General features: G+C 72.8%; 14 protein-coding genes. 3 read left to right on the forward strand and 11 right to left on the reverse strand.

The genetic code is table 11. The annotated features are described in order from the left end of the window. Positions 1 to 25: 25 nt before the first annotated feature. A complete protein-coding gene (locus AC1D12_RS00980; protein ID WP_477838450.1) occupies positions 26 to 1849 on the forward strand; it encodes a diguanylate cyclase in 1824 nt (607 codons plus the stop codon). Here the strand turns inward: AC1D12_RS00980 and AC1D12_RS00985 are convergent. Then, entirely contained in the window at positions 1846 to 3201 is a 1356-nt protein-coding gene (locus tag AC1D12_RS00985) for a M28 family metallopeptidase (RefSeq protein ID WP_477828004.1), read from the reverse strand. The two genes, AC1D12_RS00980 and AC1D12_RS00985, sit on opposite strands and share 4 nt — an antisense overlap. Before the next feature lie 28 nt (positions 3202 to 3229). Further along, positions 3230 to 4153 (reverse strand): LysR family transcriptional regulator, encoded by a 924-nt coding sequence (locus AC1D12_RS00990; protein WP_477838452.1) that lies wholly within the window; start codon positions 4151 to 4153, stop codon positions 3230 to 3232. Positions 4154 to 4242: 89 nt separating this feature from the next. Here AC1D12_RS00990 and AC1D12_RS00995 point away from each other — a divergent pair, with 89 nt between their 5' ends. Continuing rightward, positions 4243 to 5247 (forward strand): flavin-nucleotide-binding protein, encoded by a 1005-nt coding sequence (locus tag AC1D12_RS00995; RefSeq protein WP_477828917.1) that lies wholly within the window; start codon positions 4243 to 4245, stop codon positions 5245 to 5247. Between the two features lie 10 nt (positions 5248 to 5257). On the opposite strand, the gene AC1D12_RS01000 is transcribed toward AC1D12_RS00995, so the two are convergent. The 6 genes from AC1D12_RS01000 to AC1D12_RS01025 form a co-directional block, all read right to left on the reverse strand. Continuing rightward, positions 5258 to 5998 (reverse strand): hypothetical protein, encoded by a 741-nt coding sequence (locus tag AC1D12_RS01000; RefSeq protein ID WP_477838454.1) that lies wholly within the window; start codon positions 5996 to 5998, stop codon positions 5258 to 5260. A gap of 590 nt (positions 5999 to 6588) precedes the next feature. Further along, the gene (locus AC1D12_RS01005) at positions 6589 to 8727 is read right to left on the reverse strand and encodes a GNAT family N-acetyltransferase (RefSeq protein WP_477838455.1); all 2139 of its coding nucleotides are present in this window, start codon (positions 8725 to 8727) and stop codon (positions 6589 to 6591) included. A 9-nt stretch (positions 8728 to 8736) separates the two neighbouring features. Further along, a complete protein-coding gene (locus AC1D12_RS01010; protein ID WP_477838457.1) occupies positions 8737 to 8997 on the reverse strand; it encodes a hypothetical protein in 261 nt (86 codons plus the stop codon). Between the two features lie 97 nt (positions 8998 to 9094). After that, complete coding sequence (locus AC1D12_RS01015) at positions 9095 to 9934, reverse strand: DUF72 domain-containing protein (RefSeq protein ID WP_477838459.1); 840 nt, start codon at positions 9932 to 9934, stop codon at positions 9095 to 9097. Between the two features lie 70 nt (positions 9935 to 10004). After that, positions 10005 to 10472, reverse strand: a complete 468-nt coding sequence (locus AC1D12_RS01020) for a glycine zipper 2TM domain-containing protein (protein ID WP_477826406.1) — start codon at positions 10470 to 10472, stop codon at positions 10005 to 10007. A gap of 135 nt (positions 10473 to 10607) precedes the next feature. Next, on the reverse strand, positions 10608 to 11573 hold the full coding sequence (locus tag AC1D12_RS01025) for a GlxA family transcriptional regulator (RefSeq protein ID WP_477826407.1): 966 nt from the start codon (positions 11571 to 11573) through the stop codon (positions 10608 to 10610). 111 nt (positions 11574 to 11684) lie between these two features. Here AC1D12_RS01025 and AC1D12_RS01030 point away from each other — a divergent pair, with 111 nt between their 5' ends. Next, on the forward strand, positions 11685 to 12323 hold the full coding sequence (locus tag AC1D12_RS01030) for a cysteine hydrolase family protein (protein ID WP_477838461.1): 639 nt from the start codon (positions 11685 to 11687) through the stop codon (positions 12321 to 12323). Between the two features lie 7 nt (positions 12324 to 12330). Here the strand turns inward: AC1D12_RS01030 and AC1D12_RS01035 are convergent, their stop codons facing one another. From AC1D12_RS01035 to AC1D12_RS01045, 3 genes are all read right to left on the reverse strand, one after another. Next, complete coding sequence (locus tag AC1D12_RS01035; RefSeq protein WP_477838463.1) at positions 12331 to 14028, reverse strand: hypothetical protein; 1698 nt, start codon at positions 14026 to 14028, stop codon at positions 12331 to 12333. Positions 14029 to 14048: 20 nt separating this feature from the next. Continuing rightward, on the reverse strand, positions 14049 to 14405 hold the full coding sequence (locus AC1D12_RS01040) for a hypothetical protein (protein ID WP_477828994.1): 357 nt from the start codon (positions 14403 to 14405) through the stop codon (positions 14049 to 14051). 81 nt (positions 14406 to 14486) lie between these two features. Continuing rightward, on the reverse strand, positions 14487 to 15038 hold the full coding sequence (locus tag AC1D12_RS01045; RefSeq protein ID WP_465112835.1) for a glycine zipper 2TM domain-containing protein: 552 nt from the start codon (positions 15036 to 15038) through the stop codon (positions 14487 to 14489). Positions 15039 to 15044 lie beyond the last annotated feature (6 nt).

Raw genomic sequence — 15044 nt, forward strand, 5'->3', positions numbered from 1 at the left:
CCAAAAGCGATGACAATCCGGTGCCATGAAAGCGCCGCCCATCCGACGATCGACGTCCACCGCGCTCGCCACCGCACGCCGCGCATGGCGGCTGCTGTACAGCGACTCGCGCCGTTGCATCGCGCTGGCCGACCAGGCGCTCGAGCGCAGCCTCGCGCACGGCGACCAGGCCGCCGAAGGCTGGGCCCGGCTGGTGCGCGGGCTGCACCTGATCTGGTATTCCACACCGCTCGAAGCCGCCGGCGAGCTGGCCGAGGCCGACCGCTGCTTCGACGCCACGCACGACCGCGCCGGCCACCTGCTGGCCGAGGTCGGCATCGCGCGCTGCCTGTGGCGCGAGGGCAAGTACCGCGAATCGCTGGAGCGCGCGCTGCCGCTGCGCGCCGAGGGCCTGGCGGTGCTGAAGCACGACGAGCTCGGCATGCTGCTGAACGTGATCGCCGGCTGCTATGCCTCGCTCGGCCAGTCGGAGCAGGCCTTCGCGTACATGTTCCAGGCGCTCAACGAATCGCGCCCGGCACGCGGCAACGGCTTCGAGGTGGTGCTGTACTGCAACCTCGCGCACGAGCTGATCCAGCTCGGCGACTACCACCAGGCGCTCAGCCACGTCGAGGAAGGCATCGCCCGCTATGCGCGGCTCGACAACCCGCGGCTGCTCAGCGTGCTGCTGATCAACCGCGTGATCTGCCTGACCAACCTCGAGCGCGCGGCCGATGCGCTGGGCGATGTCGAGCGGCTGCTCGCGCTGCCGACCGACGCGAGCGGGCGCGGCAGCACCAACGCGAACTTCGAGACGATGGCGATCGCCGCGCTGCGCGCCGGCAACACCGCGCTCGGTGCCGAGCTGATCGAGCGCGCCTCGCAGGACAAGAGCGGCATCAAGGTGCCCGACGAGCGCATCACGCTGGTGGTCGCCACCGCCGAGGTGATGGCCGCGCGCGACCTGCTGCCGCAGGCCGCTGCGCTGCTCGCGCAGGCGCAGCCGGCGGTGCTGAACGCCGCGGCCGAAGGCCTGAGCCTGCGCGTGCGCTGCCTGTTCCACCAGGCGATGGCCGACACCCATGAGCGGCTGGGCCACGCGGCGCAGGCGCTGGCCTCGCTGCGCATCTGGCAGGCGCTGCACGTCGAGCGCGCGCAGCAGGCCTCGCGGGCGCGCTACCAGGCGGCCTCGCTGCAGACCGAGCTGCGCCGGCTGCAGCAGAACCTCGACGAGATCGAGGCGCGCCGCCGCAGCACCGAGCGCGCGAAGGCCGAGCTCGAGGCCATCAACCAGCAGCTGTCGCAGAAGATCGACGAGGTCGAGGCGCTGCAGGCCGAGCTGCGGCAGCAGGCCACGCGCGACTTCCTGACCGGCCTGTTCAACCGCCGCCACCTGAACGACGTGCTGCCGCAGATGCTGCTGCTCGCGCAGCGCGAGCAGCAACCGCTGGCGGCCGCGATCATCGACCTGGACCACTTCAAGTCGGTGAACGACCGGCACGGCCACGTGGCCGGCGACAAGCTGCTGGCCGCGTTCGGTGCACTGCTGATCGCGCACGGGCGGCGCAGCGACATCGCGTTCCGCTTCGGCGGCGAGGAGTTCTGCCTGCTGATGCCGCGCACCGATGCGTTCGCCGCGCAGCGCAAGGTCGAGGCGCTGCTCGGCGCGTGGCGCGATGAGGTGTTCCAGTTCGAGACCGGTACGCTGCACGGCAACACCTTCTCGGCCGGTGTCGCCGATTCGCTCGCCGAGCTGGCGGCGATGGAGCAGTTGCTGAAGACCGCCGACGACCGGCTGCTCGAGGCCAAGCGCAGCGGGCGCAACCAGGTGCTGGCGGCGGACCTGCGGGCCGATCCGATCGAAGCCTAGAAGCTGCCTGGATCCCCCGGGAACACCACCGGCGATTCGTAGCCGTCGGCCGACACCGCCGACACACCGAAGAACCAGTCGTCGATCACGACGTTCTTCAGCACCAGCTGGGTTGCATCGCCCGCGACGAAGCGGCTGCGCTGCCACTGCGGTGCGGTCGTCTCGCGCCACCAGACACGGTACCCGGCCACGCCCGGCTGTGCCTGCCACTTGACTGTGGTGTCCGGCGTCACCGCACCCCCGATCGACACCCCCTTCGGCGGCATCGGCGCGTTCGCCATCGCGGCCAGCGTCACCGCGTTCAGCCGCGTCACCTGCGCGAGGTACGGGAAGTCGACGCCGTCGATCGTGTCGCCGTAGGCGATGCCGCCCTCGGTGCGCAGGTCCTGGTGCTGGCGCGTGTAGTCCTCGTGCGCCTCGGTCACGCGCACCGCCGGGATGCCGGCATCGAGGAACGGCACCTGGTCGCCGCCGCGGCCGTAGCGGTCGGTGCGGTAGACCATCTGCACGCGCAAGTTGGTCAGGTAGCGTTCCGACAGGCTGGCCATGAAGCGCGCGATGTTGCGCGACGGCGAATCGACCTCGCCGCCGTTGTAGCGCCGCTTGCCGGCCTGCGCCGGCGTCTCGACCGCCTTGGTCCCTTCGGAGAACACGCGCACCGTGCCGTTGTCGTGCACGCCGTCCTGGCCGCGGCTGTTGCCGACGATGTCGTTGTTCAGGTCGGCCTGCACCTGCCAGCCCTCGACCTTGGCATGGTCGACCAGCACCTTGCCGCCGTACAGGCCCTGCTCCTCGCCGGACAGCGCGGCATAGACGATGGTCGCGCGGAACTTGTATTTCGACAGCACCCGCGCCGCCTCCATCAGCGCGGCGACCCCCGACGCGTCGTCGTTCGCGCCGGGCGCGTCGCTGGTCGCATCCATCACGTCGCTGACGCGCGAGTCGAGGTGGCCGGTGATCACGATCACGCGCTGCGGCTCGGTGGTGCCACGCTGCACCGCGACGATGTCCATCACCTCGGTCGGCTGCGGCAGCCGCGGGCCGGTGAAGGTCTGCGACGGCGTCGCCACCTGCAGGCAGCCGCCGCAGTCGCGCGACAGCGCGGCGAAGCGCGACTGCACCCAGCGGCGCGCCGCGCCGATGCCGCGCGTCGGCGAGGTGGTGTCCGAGGCGGTGTGGCGCGTGCCGAAGGCGACCAGGTGGGTGATGGTGCTGCGCAGTTCGTCGGGGCTGACGGCGGCGGCGATCTCGCGCAGCGCCGGCTGGTCCGGGAACGGCGCCGGGTCGGGCGCCGCGTGCGCAGCGCCCGCGATCGAACACAAGGCCAGCAGGCTCAGGCGAATCAGCTTCATCATGGAATCCAGGTGAGGGGAAGGTGGATCATGCCGGCTCGGGCCACGGGAAGCGCCCGTTCAGCACCGGCACGTCGCGCAGCCGCGCGACGCTGAAATCGATGAAGGCGCGCAGCTTCGCGGTGGCGCGGCGGCCTTCGAGGTGCACCAGCTGCACCGGCACCGGTGCCGGCTCGTGCCCGGCCAGCACGATGCGCAGCCGCCCGGCGCGCACGTCGTCGGCCACCTGGTATGACATCGCCCGCGCCAACCCGTGCCCGGCCAGCGCGGCAGCGATCGCCATCTCGCCGGTGTTGCCCACCAGCTGCATGCGCGGTTGCACGCTCTCGCCGCGCGTGCCGAACGCCCACGGCACGTTCACCGCGCCGTGCTGCGAGAAGCCGATCGCCGCATGCTGCGCCACGTCGGCCGGCGTGCGCGGCACGCCATGCGCCGCCAGGTAGCCGGGCGACGCGACGACGACGCGCCGCACCTGGCCGAGCGGCACCGCGCGCAAGCCCGAATCGGCGAGGCGCGCGATGCGCACCGCGACATCGAAGCCCTCGTCGAGCAGGTGCACGACGTGGTCGGCGAACCAGGTGCGCGCGCTGACCTGGGGGTGCGCCGCGAGGAAGTCGAGCACCACCGGCGCGACGTGCAGCCGCCCGAACATCGCCGGCGCGGTGATCGCGAGCAGCCCCTGCGGCGCGGTGTACGCACCGCCCGCGGCCGCCTCGGCCTCGGCGATGTCGGCCAGGATGCGCTTGCAGTCGGCGTGGAAGCGCGTGCCGGCATCGGTCAGCGAGACGCTGCGCGTCGTGCGCCGCAGCAGCTGCGCGCCCACGTGCTGCTCGATCGCCGCGACCGCCCGCGTGACGGCCGGCGGCGACATGCCGAGCAGCCGCGCCGCCGGCGCAAAGCCGCGCGCCTCGGCGACGGCCACGAACACCCGCATCCCTTCGAGTCGGTCCATCCGCGCATTCTCGCCATTCCGCGCGGCGGAAGAATCAAATGCGCCCGGCGGGGATTCCGCTGCGCGGCGCCGCCGCCTAAGGTAGGGGCATGAACGACACCCCCCTCTTCCACGCCGGCGAACTGGCGGTTCAGCAACGTGCCGGCGTGCGCGCGATGGTCGACGGCTTCGCGTCGCACATGATCCGCGACGCGATGCCGCTGCAGCACCAGCAGTTCTTCGCCCAGCTGCCGACGCTGTTCGTCGGCAGCCTCGATGCGATGCGTCGCCCGTGGGCCTCGGTGCTGAGCGGTGCGCCGGGCTTCGCCGATGCGCAGGACGCGCGGCACCTGCGCATCCGCGCCGCGCGCGACGCCGCCGATCCGCTGTCGGCCCACCTGGCCGTCGGCGACCCGATCGGCCTGCTGGGCCTGGAGCCGCACACGCGGCGGCGCAACCGGCTGAACGGGACGGTCACGCAGCTGGACGCCGCGCGCATCGAGGTGCAGGTCGACGCGAGCTTCGGCAACTGCCCGCAGTACATCCAGGCGCGCGACGTGGCGCCGGCTGACCGACCGGCTTCGGCGACGCGACCGGAAGCCACGCTGCTGGGTCCGCTGCTGAGCCCGCAGGCGAGCGCGCTGGTGCGCGGAGCGGACACGCTGTTCATCGCGTCGGCGTCGCCGCATGCGCGCGGCGAGGCGGGCGCGGACGGTGTCGACGTCTCGCACCGCGGCGGCCGGCCGGGCTTCGTGCGGGTCGAGACGGTCGGCGCGCACAGCGTGCTGACGATCCCCGACTTCCGCGGCAACCGGCTCTTCAACACGCTCGGCAACATCGCGGCCCACCCGCACGCCGGGCTGCTGTTCATCGACTACGCGCGCGGCGACGTGCTGCAGCTGACCGGCGACGCCGAGCTGGTCTGGGACGGCCCCGAGCTGCAGGCCTTCGCCGGCGCGCAGCGGCTGCTGCGGGTGCAGGTGCAGGCCGGCGTGTGGCGGCCGCAGGCGCTGCCGCTGCGCTGGTCGGCAGCCGAGTTCGCGCCGCAGCTCGCGGACACCGGGCGGTGGGCCGATCCGGCCGACCCGTCCGATCCCGCCGACCCGGCCGGCTGAGTCCGGTGGCCTACGTGGCCTTGGCCAGCTGCAACGCAGGCGTCAGCAGCGCGAGGTGCGCATCGAGCGCCTGCTGTGCGGCGGCCAGGGTCCCGGCCCCGTCGCTGCGGGGATCGTCACCCTCATCGTCGCGCAGCGCCTGCGGGGGGGTGGCGCCAGCGGCCGGCGGCGCTGCGCCGCGCGGCGCCTGGACGGCCTGCTCCAGCGGGCCGCGCAGCGCATGGCCGGGCGGCAGTTCCTGTGCATAGGCGCGCCAGAAGTCGAGGCTCGCCTGCGACACCGGGCTCGGCGGCGCGGCCGTCGCGCCCGTGGGATCGGCCTGCCCCGGGGGTGCCGTCCGCGGTTCGAGCATCTGCTGCAGCGTGGCGATCGGGACGGCGGCCGGTGGCAGAAGCTGCGCGGGCGCGGGTGACTGCGATGGCGCCCGTCGTGGCGCCGGACGCACCGGAGGCGGAGGCAGAGGCGAAGTCGGTGCATGCGCCTCACCGCCGGAGACCGGCGCCTGCCGCACCGGTGCTGGGGCCGGTGCGAAAACGGGGCCGGGTGCAGCAGGCAGCGTCGCCCCTTCGCGCAAACCTTGCTCGAACAGCTCGCGCGCCGACCTGCCCTCGTCGCCGGGCGGATCCACGGCGTGCGGCGCATCGTGCACCGCGGCCTGCGCCTCGCGCCAGCCAGCCTCGAAGTCGGACGCCACCGCTGGATCGGCCGGGCGAGCCGGCGTCTGCGCCGGCTGCGGCCTCGGTGGCTGCACGCGCCGCGGTGCGGATGCAGGCGCACGGGCAGGCGCCCGAGCCACCACAGGCGCTGGCGCTGGCGCTGGCGCAGGCGCTGGCGGGGGCGAGAGCGGGGGCGCAGACGCCGACTGCGATGCGATCCCCGGCTCACGCAGTGGCGTGGCCTGGGGCGGTGGCGCCCCGCGGGCCGGTTCTCGCGCAGGCACCGGTGAGGCCGTCGGCATCGCTTGCGGATCGGTGTCCGTGGAGGGTGGTGGCACGTGCACCGTGGCCACAGGCGCAGCGGGAGGCGAAGACGACCGCAGCGGCGATGGCGATGGCGATGGCGATGGCGGCAACGGCACCGCAACAGGCTCGGTGGCAGGTTCTTCCCGCGGCGGCTCGTCCGGCTCGACCGAGCACACCGGCGGCCGTGGCAGGCCGTCGTCGAGCGCAGCCTGCACCGCATCCCTGAACACCGCTTCCTCGCGCAGCACCCGTTGCGCAGACATCGGCTGCGAGGCCTCGCCCCGGACCGCGTCGTCGACCTGGTGCCGGCGGCGCATGCTCTCGGCGAGCTGCGCCACGCGGGCCTCGTCGGCGCGGCGCCGATCGTCCGACACCGAGCTCACGGCCGCCCCGATCCGCCGACCCCGACCGTTTCCGTTTTCGGATCGGGATCGGGCTCGAAGTCGGTCGCCTGCTCTTCGCGCACGTGGTAGTCCAGCAGCACCGCCATCGCGTCGACCTCCACGCCCGGCGCCACCAGGACCATGTAATGCAGCGGCTCCTTGTCGCTGCGCCGGCGCACCGGCAGGCGCCGGAAGCCGATGCGTTCCAGCGCACGCCTCGAGCGCACGTTGTCGTCATAGACCGAGGTCAGCAGGCAGTCGACGCCGTTGCGCAAGGCGAACTCGCACAGCAGCGCGCCCGCCTGGGCGGCCAGGCCGCGCCCCTGGAAATCGATGCCGATCCAGAAATAGAAGAAGCCCGCGCGCGCCCAGCGGTACAGGCCGGTGTGGCCGACGAAGCCGTGCTCCGCATGCATCACGGCGTAGTCCATGCGGTCGGTCTCGCGGCGCCGCTCGTCGACCCAGGTCGCCGCATCGCGCTTCTCGTCGATCGGATCGAACCCCGACATCACCGCGATCTGCGGATCGCGGAACTGGTGGCCGAGGGCCGGCGCATGGCTGCCGTCGAGCGGCTCCAGCGCCAGCCCGCCCGGCTGCCGCGCGATGCAGCGCAGCCAGCCGCCGGGCGCTTCGTCCCAGCCGGCCAGGCGCTCGTCCAGGCGCTGCTGCACGTCGCGCGCCAGCGGATCGTCCGGCCGGCACGCGAGCGCGGCCGCGGCATGGCGCAACGCGGCCTCGAGATCGCCGCGGCAGGACTCGCACCAGGCGAGCTGCGCGAGGTCGGGCGCACTCGGCCCGTGCACCGCCAGGCCGCGCAGCCAGACCCGCCGCGCGAAGCCCCATTCGGCGATGCGCATCGCCGACAGCGCGACGTCGCGGAACAGCGGCGGCGCATCCGGCGACGGCAGGTGCTGCGCCCAGACGCAGCGCAGCGCTTCGGCCCAGGCCTCGCGGTCGACGCCGCTGCGCCCGAGCCAGCGCAGGTGCAGGTCGGGGCAGGCCGCGGCGAACACGCGCGGATCGTGGTGGGCGCGCCGCAGCACCACCAGGCCCGCGGCCGCACCGGCATCGCGCACCGCGGCGCGCATCACGCGCGCGAGCGCCGCGCCATCGCCGCAGTCGCCGCGCGCGAGCGGCGCCGCCCAGCGCTGCAGCGCCGCCTGCGAACTGCCGGCGCCCCCCGCGACCGCCTGCACCACGTCGCCATCGCCGACGGCGCGCTGCCACACCCGCACGCCCTGCTGCCCGAGGTGGGTCGCGAGCAGGCTGAAGTCGGCCGGCAGCAGCCGATCGCGGCGGAACGCGGACAGCACGCTGTCGAAGCCACCGAGCCGCACGCCGCGGTCGTCCGCGAAGCCGCGCGCAGTCGACAGCACCAGGTAGCCGGCCGGGCACAACGCCGCCACCCGCGCCAGCGCCTGCATCGCGCCCACCGGCAGGCACACCGGCGCGCTGTTCAGGCCGGCCACGTGCCGTTCCACCAGCGTGCGCTGCGCCGGCGTCAGCGCCCCCTCGTCGACCGCGCGCCAGCGGCTGGCATCGTCGCCGTCGCGCGCATCGACCAGCTCGTGCGGCGAGGCCTCCAGCAGGCGGCCATAGTGCGTCCCGAGCAGGCGCTGCGGCAGGTGGCGGAAGCGGTCGTGCGCCAGCACCACCACCGGGTTCGCTCCGCACCAGCGCAGCGCGCCGCCGCTCGCCAGCAGATGCGGCGGTTCTTCGCCGTCCAGCGGCCACAGCACCGGCACCAGCAGGTGGCGATCGAGCAGGCCGTGCAGCTCCGGCTCGTGCCGCCACGCGGCGACCTGCGCCTCGTCCGCGACGCAGGCCAGGTAGCGCAGTCGCCGCTCGATGCCGGGCCGCCCGCGTGCCCGTTGCAGCAAGGCCTGCAGCATCAGCCGCGCGGATCCGCCGTCACCCGGCATCCAGTCGACGACGTCCAGCGGCGCCTGCCCGTCCAGCAGGCCGGCCTGTTGCAGGTCATCCCAGTACGCGCAGATCGTCTCGGCCCAGGCGCTCGCGACCAGCGTGTCGAAGTGCGAAGGCGTGTGGCCGGGCGGCGCACGGCGGGGCGGGGCCGCGGCGGGTGCGGCGCAGAGGGGGGTGGCCGGTGGGGTGGCGATGGCTGCGACGAGCATGGGACGGCCTCAGCGAACGACGGGAAGCGTGGTGATCGGCATCGTGGGCGGCATCGCGGGCGGCATCGCGATGGCAGCCGACTGCACGATGCGCGGCGTGATCAGGAACAGCCGCTCGCGCTTCTCGGTGTCGCCGCTCTTCTGGCGCAGCAGCAATACCAGTGCGTCGAAGACCTTGGGCTCGATGCGCACGGCCTGGCCCGCGCGCGTCACCTGGCGGGTTGCCGCGTCGACCTCGATGTCTTCGAAACGGAACTGCTGGATGTCCAAGAGCGCTGCACTCGCTGGCGGTGATCCGCCGTTGTAGCGAGAGATCGTCGAGAAACTGTGCAGCCCGCCCGCGGCATTGGCCGGCCGCGGGACATTCTCACGGGGCCGGCCGGCCCAGGCGTTCGATCAGGGCCATCGCGCCGGCGGGCGCCCGCTCCTTGGCGCCGTTGATGAAAAAGATGAACACGTCGCGCGGCGCGGCATCGCGCGGGGCTTCCACACGCGGCAGGCCGTCGGGTTCGCCGCCGGACGCCCAGTGCTTCGCGCAACCGGCGATCGCCTCCAGCGCCTTCGGCTCGTAGCCGGTCGGCACGGCCGCCTGCGCCGACATCAGCCGGGCGTAGACGAAATCGCCGGTCACGTCGGCGAACGACGGGTAGTCGTCGGAATGGGTGAACACCGTCGCGACGCGGTGGCGGCGCGCGAGTTCCAGGTACGGCGCGCAGCGGAAGCTGTCGTGCCGCAYGTCCATCACATGGCGCAGCGGCCGGCCGTCGACCTCGGCGGGCAGCAACTCGAGAAAGGCCTCGAAATCGGCCGCATCGAAGCGCTTGGTCGGTGCGAACTGCCAGACGATCGGGCCGAGCTTGGACCGCAGCTCGGACAGCCCGCTGCCGATGAAGCGCCCGATCGACTCGCCCGCCTCGGCCAGCACSCGSCGGTTGGTSSMGWAGCGCGAGGCCTTSAGSGMRAACATGAAGCYGTCCGGCGTCTCGTCGTGCCACTTGGCGAACGTGGCCGGCTTCATCGTGCTGTAGTAGGTGCCGTTCACCTCGATCGCGGTGAGCCGGCGGCTCGCGTACTCCAACTCACGCGCATGGGGCCAGCCGGCGGGGAAGAAGTTGTCGCGCCAGGGCTCGTAGGTCCAGCCGCCGATGCCGACGCGGATCAGGCTGCGGGCTGTCGATTCAGGCGCTGTCGATTCAGAGATACCCACGCGCTTGCTCCCGGAAGTGAAGCGCGATCATCCCCGCAACCGTGCCCTGACAGCAAGTGACAACCGGGCCCTACACGCGGTGCAGCTGGCCGCCCTCCCACTTCACGCGGTCGCCGACGCGCAGGTCGTCGACGCGCTGGAAGTCGTAGCTCTGCACGCTGCCGTTGTCGAAGCGCACGCTGACGCGGTAGATCTCGTCGTCGCGGCGGTTGCGCCGCTCGATCTGGTTGCCCACCACGCCGCCGGCCACCGCACCGACCCCGGTCGCCGCGACGCGGCCCGTGCCGGAGCCGATCTGGTTGCCGACCACGGCGCCCAGCACGGCCCCGAGCACCGCACCGCCGCCCGAGGTGCGGCTGGCCACCGGCACCACCTCGATGTCGCGCACGCGGCCGTACTGGGCATAGGCCGGCGCCGGCGCAGCGGCCACCGGTGCCTCGGCGACCGTCCGGCGCTCGTCGCGCGGCGCGGAACCGCAGGCGCACAAGGCCGCGGCGACGGTGATGGAAGCGAGGGAAGCGATGGATCGAGCGATCATGGTCTGCTCCTGTTGTGGACCGACGGTGCMATCGTCCGCGCCGGCAGGTCGCGTACGAATCGGCGGCGACCGCGCGGCCGCGTCGGTGCCCGGCGCATGCCGCTGTAGTCGTTGCCCGACAGTGGCGCCCGCGCGTCAGCGGCCGCGGAAGGCGCGGCGGTACTGGGTGGGCGTCACCGACAGCCGGGCCGCGAACAGCTGGCGCAGCGACAGCGCCGAGCCGAAGCCGGCCTCGGCGGCCACCGCCTCGATCGATTTCGTGCCGGTCTCGAGCAGGCGCTGCGCGCGCGCCAGGCGCTGGTTCTGCAGCCACTGCAGCACCGTGGTGCCGGTGGCCGCGCGGAAATGCCGCGTGAAGCTGCGCCGGCTCATCGCCGCGCGCGCCGCCAGCCCGTCGAGGCCATGCGGCTGGTCGAGCCGCGCGAGCGCCCAGGCCATCACGGCCGCGAGCCGCTGGTCCGCCCCGCTGCGCGGCAGCGGCTGCTCGATGTACTGTGCCTGGCCACCCTGCCGGTGCGACGCGACCACCATGCGCCGCGCAACCCGCGCGGCCACCTCGGCACCGGCGAGCTCGCGCAGCAGGTGCAGGCAGCAGTCGATCGCGGCGGCCGTGCCGGCGGAGGTCAGCACGTCGCCGTCGTCGACATAGAGCACCTCGGCATGCAGCTCGACCTGCGGAAAGCGCCGTGCGAATTCCGCCGCCAGGTGCCAGTGCGTGGTGGCCCGGCGTCCGTCGAGCAGGCCGGCCTCGGCCAGCACGAAGGCGCCGATGCACAACCCGACGATGCGCGCACCGCGGGCATGCGCGCGGCGCAGCGCCTGCAGCAGGGCCTCGGGCGGGCGCTCGGCGGCATCGCGCCACGACGGGACGATGATCGTGTGCGCCCGTGCCAGCGCCGCGAGGCGCTGCGTGGCGCCGATCGTGAAACCGGCGGTCGTGCGCAGCGGGCCGGTCTCGCCGGCGCAGACCTGCAGCCGGAACGGCGGCACCCCGTCGCCGGCCATGTCGGGACCGAACACCATGCACGGCACCGACAGGTGGAACGGGCTGATGCCGTCGAATGCGACGACGGCGACACGGTGCGGTTCGGGCGATCTCATGGCCCGATCCTATCGAAGTCGGGTATTCGGGCCACTGTCGCCGGGCCGCGATCGGGCGAACAATCGATCCCGTCGACGGCACGCAGCCGTCCCCCTTCCAGGAGAAATGCCATGTCCACCCTGCCCACCCCGCGCCGTGCGCTGATCGTCATCGACGTGCAGAACGAGTACGTCAGCGGCAAGCTGCCGATCGAGCACCCGCCGGTGGCGGGCAGCCTGCTGCAGATCGGCCGCGCGATGGATGCGGCGCGCGCGGCCGGCATCCCGGTGCTGGTGGTGCAGCACAGCGAGGCCGCGACCGCGCCGCTGTTCGCGACCGGTTCGCACGGCTGGGCGCTGCACGAGGTGGTGGCGAGCCGCGCGCGCGACCACCTCATCGAGAAGCAGTGGCCGAGCGTCTTCACCGGCACCGGCTTCGCCGACTGGCTCGCCGCGGCCGGCATCGACACGCTGAGCATCGTCGGCTACATGACGCAGAACTGCAATGCGTCGACGGTGATCGAGGCGACGCACCGCGGCTTCGCGGTGGAGCTGCTGTCGGACGCGAGCGGCGCGCTGTCGTACGAGAACGCCGCCGGCCGGGCGAGCGCCGAGGAGATCCACCGCGTGTTCAGCGTCGTGTTCCACAGCCGCTTCGCCRCGGTCACCGGCACCGACGACTGGATCGCCGCGGTGCAGGCCGGGCGCACGATGGCGCGCGACAACATCCCGGCGTCGAACGCACGCGCGCGGGCCGCCGTGCCGGCCTGATCAGTGATCAGTCGACGGGCCGGCGCCACACCGCCAGCAGCGCCTTGAATTTGGTCCACACCGACAGCCGCTCGTCGCTCAGCGCATCGAGGAAGTCTGACAGGCCCTTCGACTTGGCCATCGTGTAGAAGGTCAGCACCGTCGTCGCGACGAACACGATGCCGAACAGCCACAGCTTGCGCCCGGGCGGCGCGTCGGCCTCGGACAGCAGGTTCATGCCGAGGAAGCCGGTCGTCACGGTTCCGACCAGCCCGAGGATGGTGACCACCGTCAGCCGCACCACCGTGTTGGCCTGGCGGCGCAGGCTGTCGGCGTCGAGGTAGCTGTTCATGTCGGCGATGCGCTCCTTCACCTCGGCGTACAGCGCATCGAGCCCCAGGTGCGTCGAGCACATGTGGAACAACGCGCGCACCTGTGCCTGGTCGGACACCGAATGGAACCAGTAGCGGTGCGTGAAGCGCAGGAAGGATTCGAAGCTCGCGCGGATCGCCCGCTTGAAGCGCCGCACGCTGGCGGGGTGGCCGATGTCGAGTTGCCGCAAGGCCTCGACCAGCGTGTCCGAGAAACTCAGCAGCGCCGCCTTCTGGAAGTGCGCGATCAGGAACAGCAGGAAATGCTGGTGGCGAAACTGCGCCAGCACGCCGCGGTCGCGGCAGTTGTAGAAGGTGGAGCGGGCGTCGCCGACGACGATCAGCGAATGCCCGCTGCACAGGTAGCGCGTGCGCGGCGCCATGCCGGCGTCGATCCAGAAGCGGTCGTAGCAGAAGCGCTGCTCGAAGTCGGCGGCGCGGCCCTGCACCGTCGATTCGAGATAGGGCAAGGCGGTCTCGGCCTCGCTGCCGCCGATGACGAGACCGAGGCGGATGAAATCGCCGCGCGTCAGCCGCGCCGGATCGTCGACCGCGAGGAAGCCCATCACCGGCATGCGGTGGTATTCGATCTGGCGGTAGCGCAGCAGGCCGGGCTCGCCCGAGTGGTCGCTGACCAGCGGCTGCAGCATGAAGGCCCAGTGCGACGCGATGCGCGGCGCGCGGTGCTCGGCCACGTGCGCGAGGAAGGCCTCGCGCTGGCCGGAGTCGGAGCGCGCGAGGACCTGGCCGTCGGCACCCAGCCATTCGACGCCGTGCATGCCGTGCAGCGGCGTGCCCCCGGCATCCCAGCCGGCGGGGTAGCCGCGGCCGAAGCGGTAGAGCAGGTCCTGCGCCTGCGCGAGGCTCAGGTCGCTGATGCCGACCTCGAGGTTCAGCATCACGATGTCGAGGTCGTAGAAGAAGTACAGGTCGGCATGTACCACCTCCAGCGTCAGCGGCGCGTCGCCCGGCCGCGGCACCACGCGCACCGCCTTCACGTCGTGGCGGCGGAACACACGCATCGGCGARGCGCCGTCGCCCGTCGCTGCATCACGCTTCGCGCGGCCATCGCCGTACAGGAAGCGCTGCACGTAGGGCAGGAAGCTGACGAACTCGTTGTAGTGGCGCTCGTGGAAGCGGGTCGCGTCGCCGGTGTACTCGTCGACCTCTTCGCGCCACGGCGAGTCGGGCAGGTCGCGCAGCAATTCCCATGGCCTGGCATGCCGCGCCGCGGGGCTTTCCGGCGGGATCAGCCGCAGCGGCCACAGCAGGATCTGCCGCAAGTGGCGCACCGGCTGCGCGGCGGCGGCCTCGTCGGCCGTGACGGCGACCGCATCGAGTTCGGAACTGCCCATGGTCACGGCGCGGCGGAGGATCAGCGCAACACCAGCCAGGCCAGCGCGCCGACGGCGGCCAGCAGCACCGCACAGGTGCCCATCAGCAGCCGGCTGCGCAGCCGCAGCCGCTCGATCGCCTCGACGACCTTGGCGTTGTGCTCGGCCAGCGATTCGATCAACGCCGCGGCCGCCTGCTGCTGCTCACCGAGCCGGGCCACGGCGGCTTCGAGTTGTTCGATGCGCTGCTGCGGCGGCGCTGCAGGATCCTGCACGACCACCGGTTCCGGCTGCGTGCGGGTGAACACCTTGCGCGCGCCCTTCACGAGGCCGGGCGCCGCCTCGATCACGTCACCCCACGGGATGACCTTGAGCGCGCTGATCCAGCTGATGGCCACGGCGGACTCCTGAAGGCCGCGCCGCGGCGGCCATGGCGCAGTGTAAGCAGGTCGGCACGTGTTGCGCCGGCCTGCGGGAACTCAGCTGCGACGCACCTGGTTGCCGTCGACCCGCACGCGGTCACCGACCCGCAGGCCGGTGCTGCCGCTCTGCTCGAAGGTGCGCTGCTCGCCGTTGTCGAGCGTCACGTGCACGCGGTAGCCGACCACCTTCTCGGAGCGGTTCTTCTCGATCTTGTTGCCGACGACGGCGCCGCCGACCGCGCCTGCGACCGTCGCCACGTCGCGCCCGGTGCCGTTGCCGATCTGGTGCCCCAGCACGCCGCCGAGCACGCCCCCCGCGACCGCACCGACGCCGGTTGCCTTCGGGGTCTCGGTGATCGGCTCGATGCTGCTGACCTGGCCTGCGCGGTCGCTGCGCACCGGGGCGGGCGCGGGTGCCGCCACGCGGTAGGTCGGCGCGGGTGCCGGCACGGCCTGCACCGGTGCCGGCGCGGGTGTCGTGACGGGGGCGGCAGGCACGGGCGCGGCTGCCACCGGTTCGCCGTTCTGCGGTCCGCAGGCGCTGACGACCATCGCAGCGCACAGCGCGCTCAGGACCACGCCCGGGGTGTACCAGCTCTTCGTGTTCATGTTGCT

This window comes from Rhizobacter sp. P1_G5, assembly GCF_056405435.1.

Excerpts from the sequence above, each read along its gene's own strand:
- AC1D12_RS01005 (WP_477838455.1), bottom strand. The coding sequence starts at position 8,727 with ATGCTCGTCGCAGCCATCGCCACCCCACCGGCCACCCCCCTCTGCGCC.
- AC1D12_RS00980 (WP_477838450.1), top strand. The coding sequence starts at position 26 with ATGAAAGCGCCGCCCATCCGACGATCGACGTCCACCGCGCTCGCCACC.
- AC1D12_RS01045 (WP_465112835.1), bottom strand. The coding sequence starts at position 15,038 with ATGAACACGAAGAGCTGGTACACCCCGGGCGTGGTCCTGAGCGCGCTG.
- AC1D12_RS00985 (WP_477828004.1), bottom strand. The coding sequence starts at position 3,201 with ATGAAGCTGATTCGCCTGAGCCTGCTGGCCTTGTGTTCGATCGCGGGC.
- AC1D12_RS01020 (WP_477826406.1), bottom strand. The coding sequence starts at position 10,472 with ATGATCGCTCGATCCATCGCTTCCCTCGCTTCCATCACCGTCGCCGCG.
- AC1D12_RS00995 (WP_477828917.1), top strand. The coding sequence starts at position 4,243 with ATGAACGACACCCCCCTCTTCCACGCCGGCGAACTGGCGGTTCAGCAA.
- AC1D12_RS00990 (WP_477838452.1), bottom strand. The coding sequence starts at position 4,153 with ATGGACCGACTCGAAGGGATGCGGGTGTTCGTGGCCGTCGCCGAGGCG.
- AC1D12_RS01025 (WP_477826407.1), bottom strand. The coding sequence starts at position 11,573 with ATGAGATCGCCCGAACCGCACCGTGTCGCCGTCGTCGCATTCGACGGC.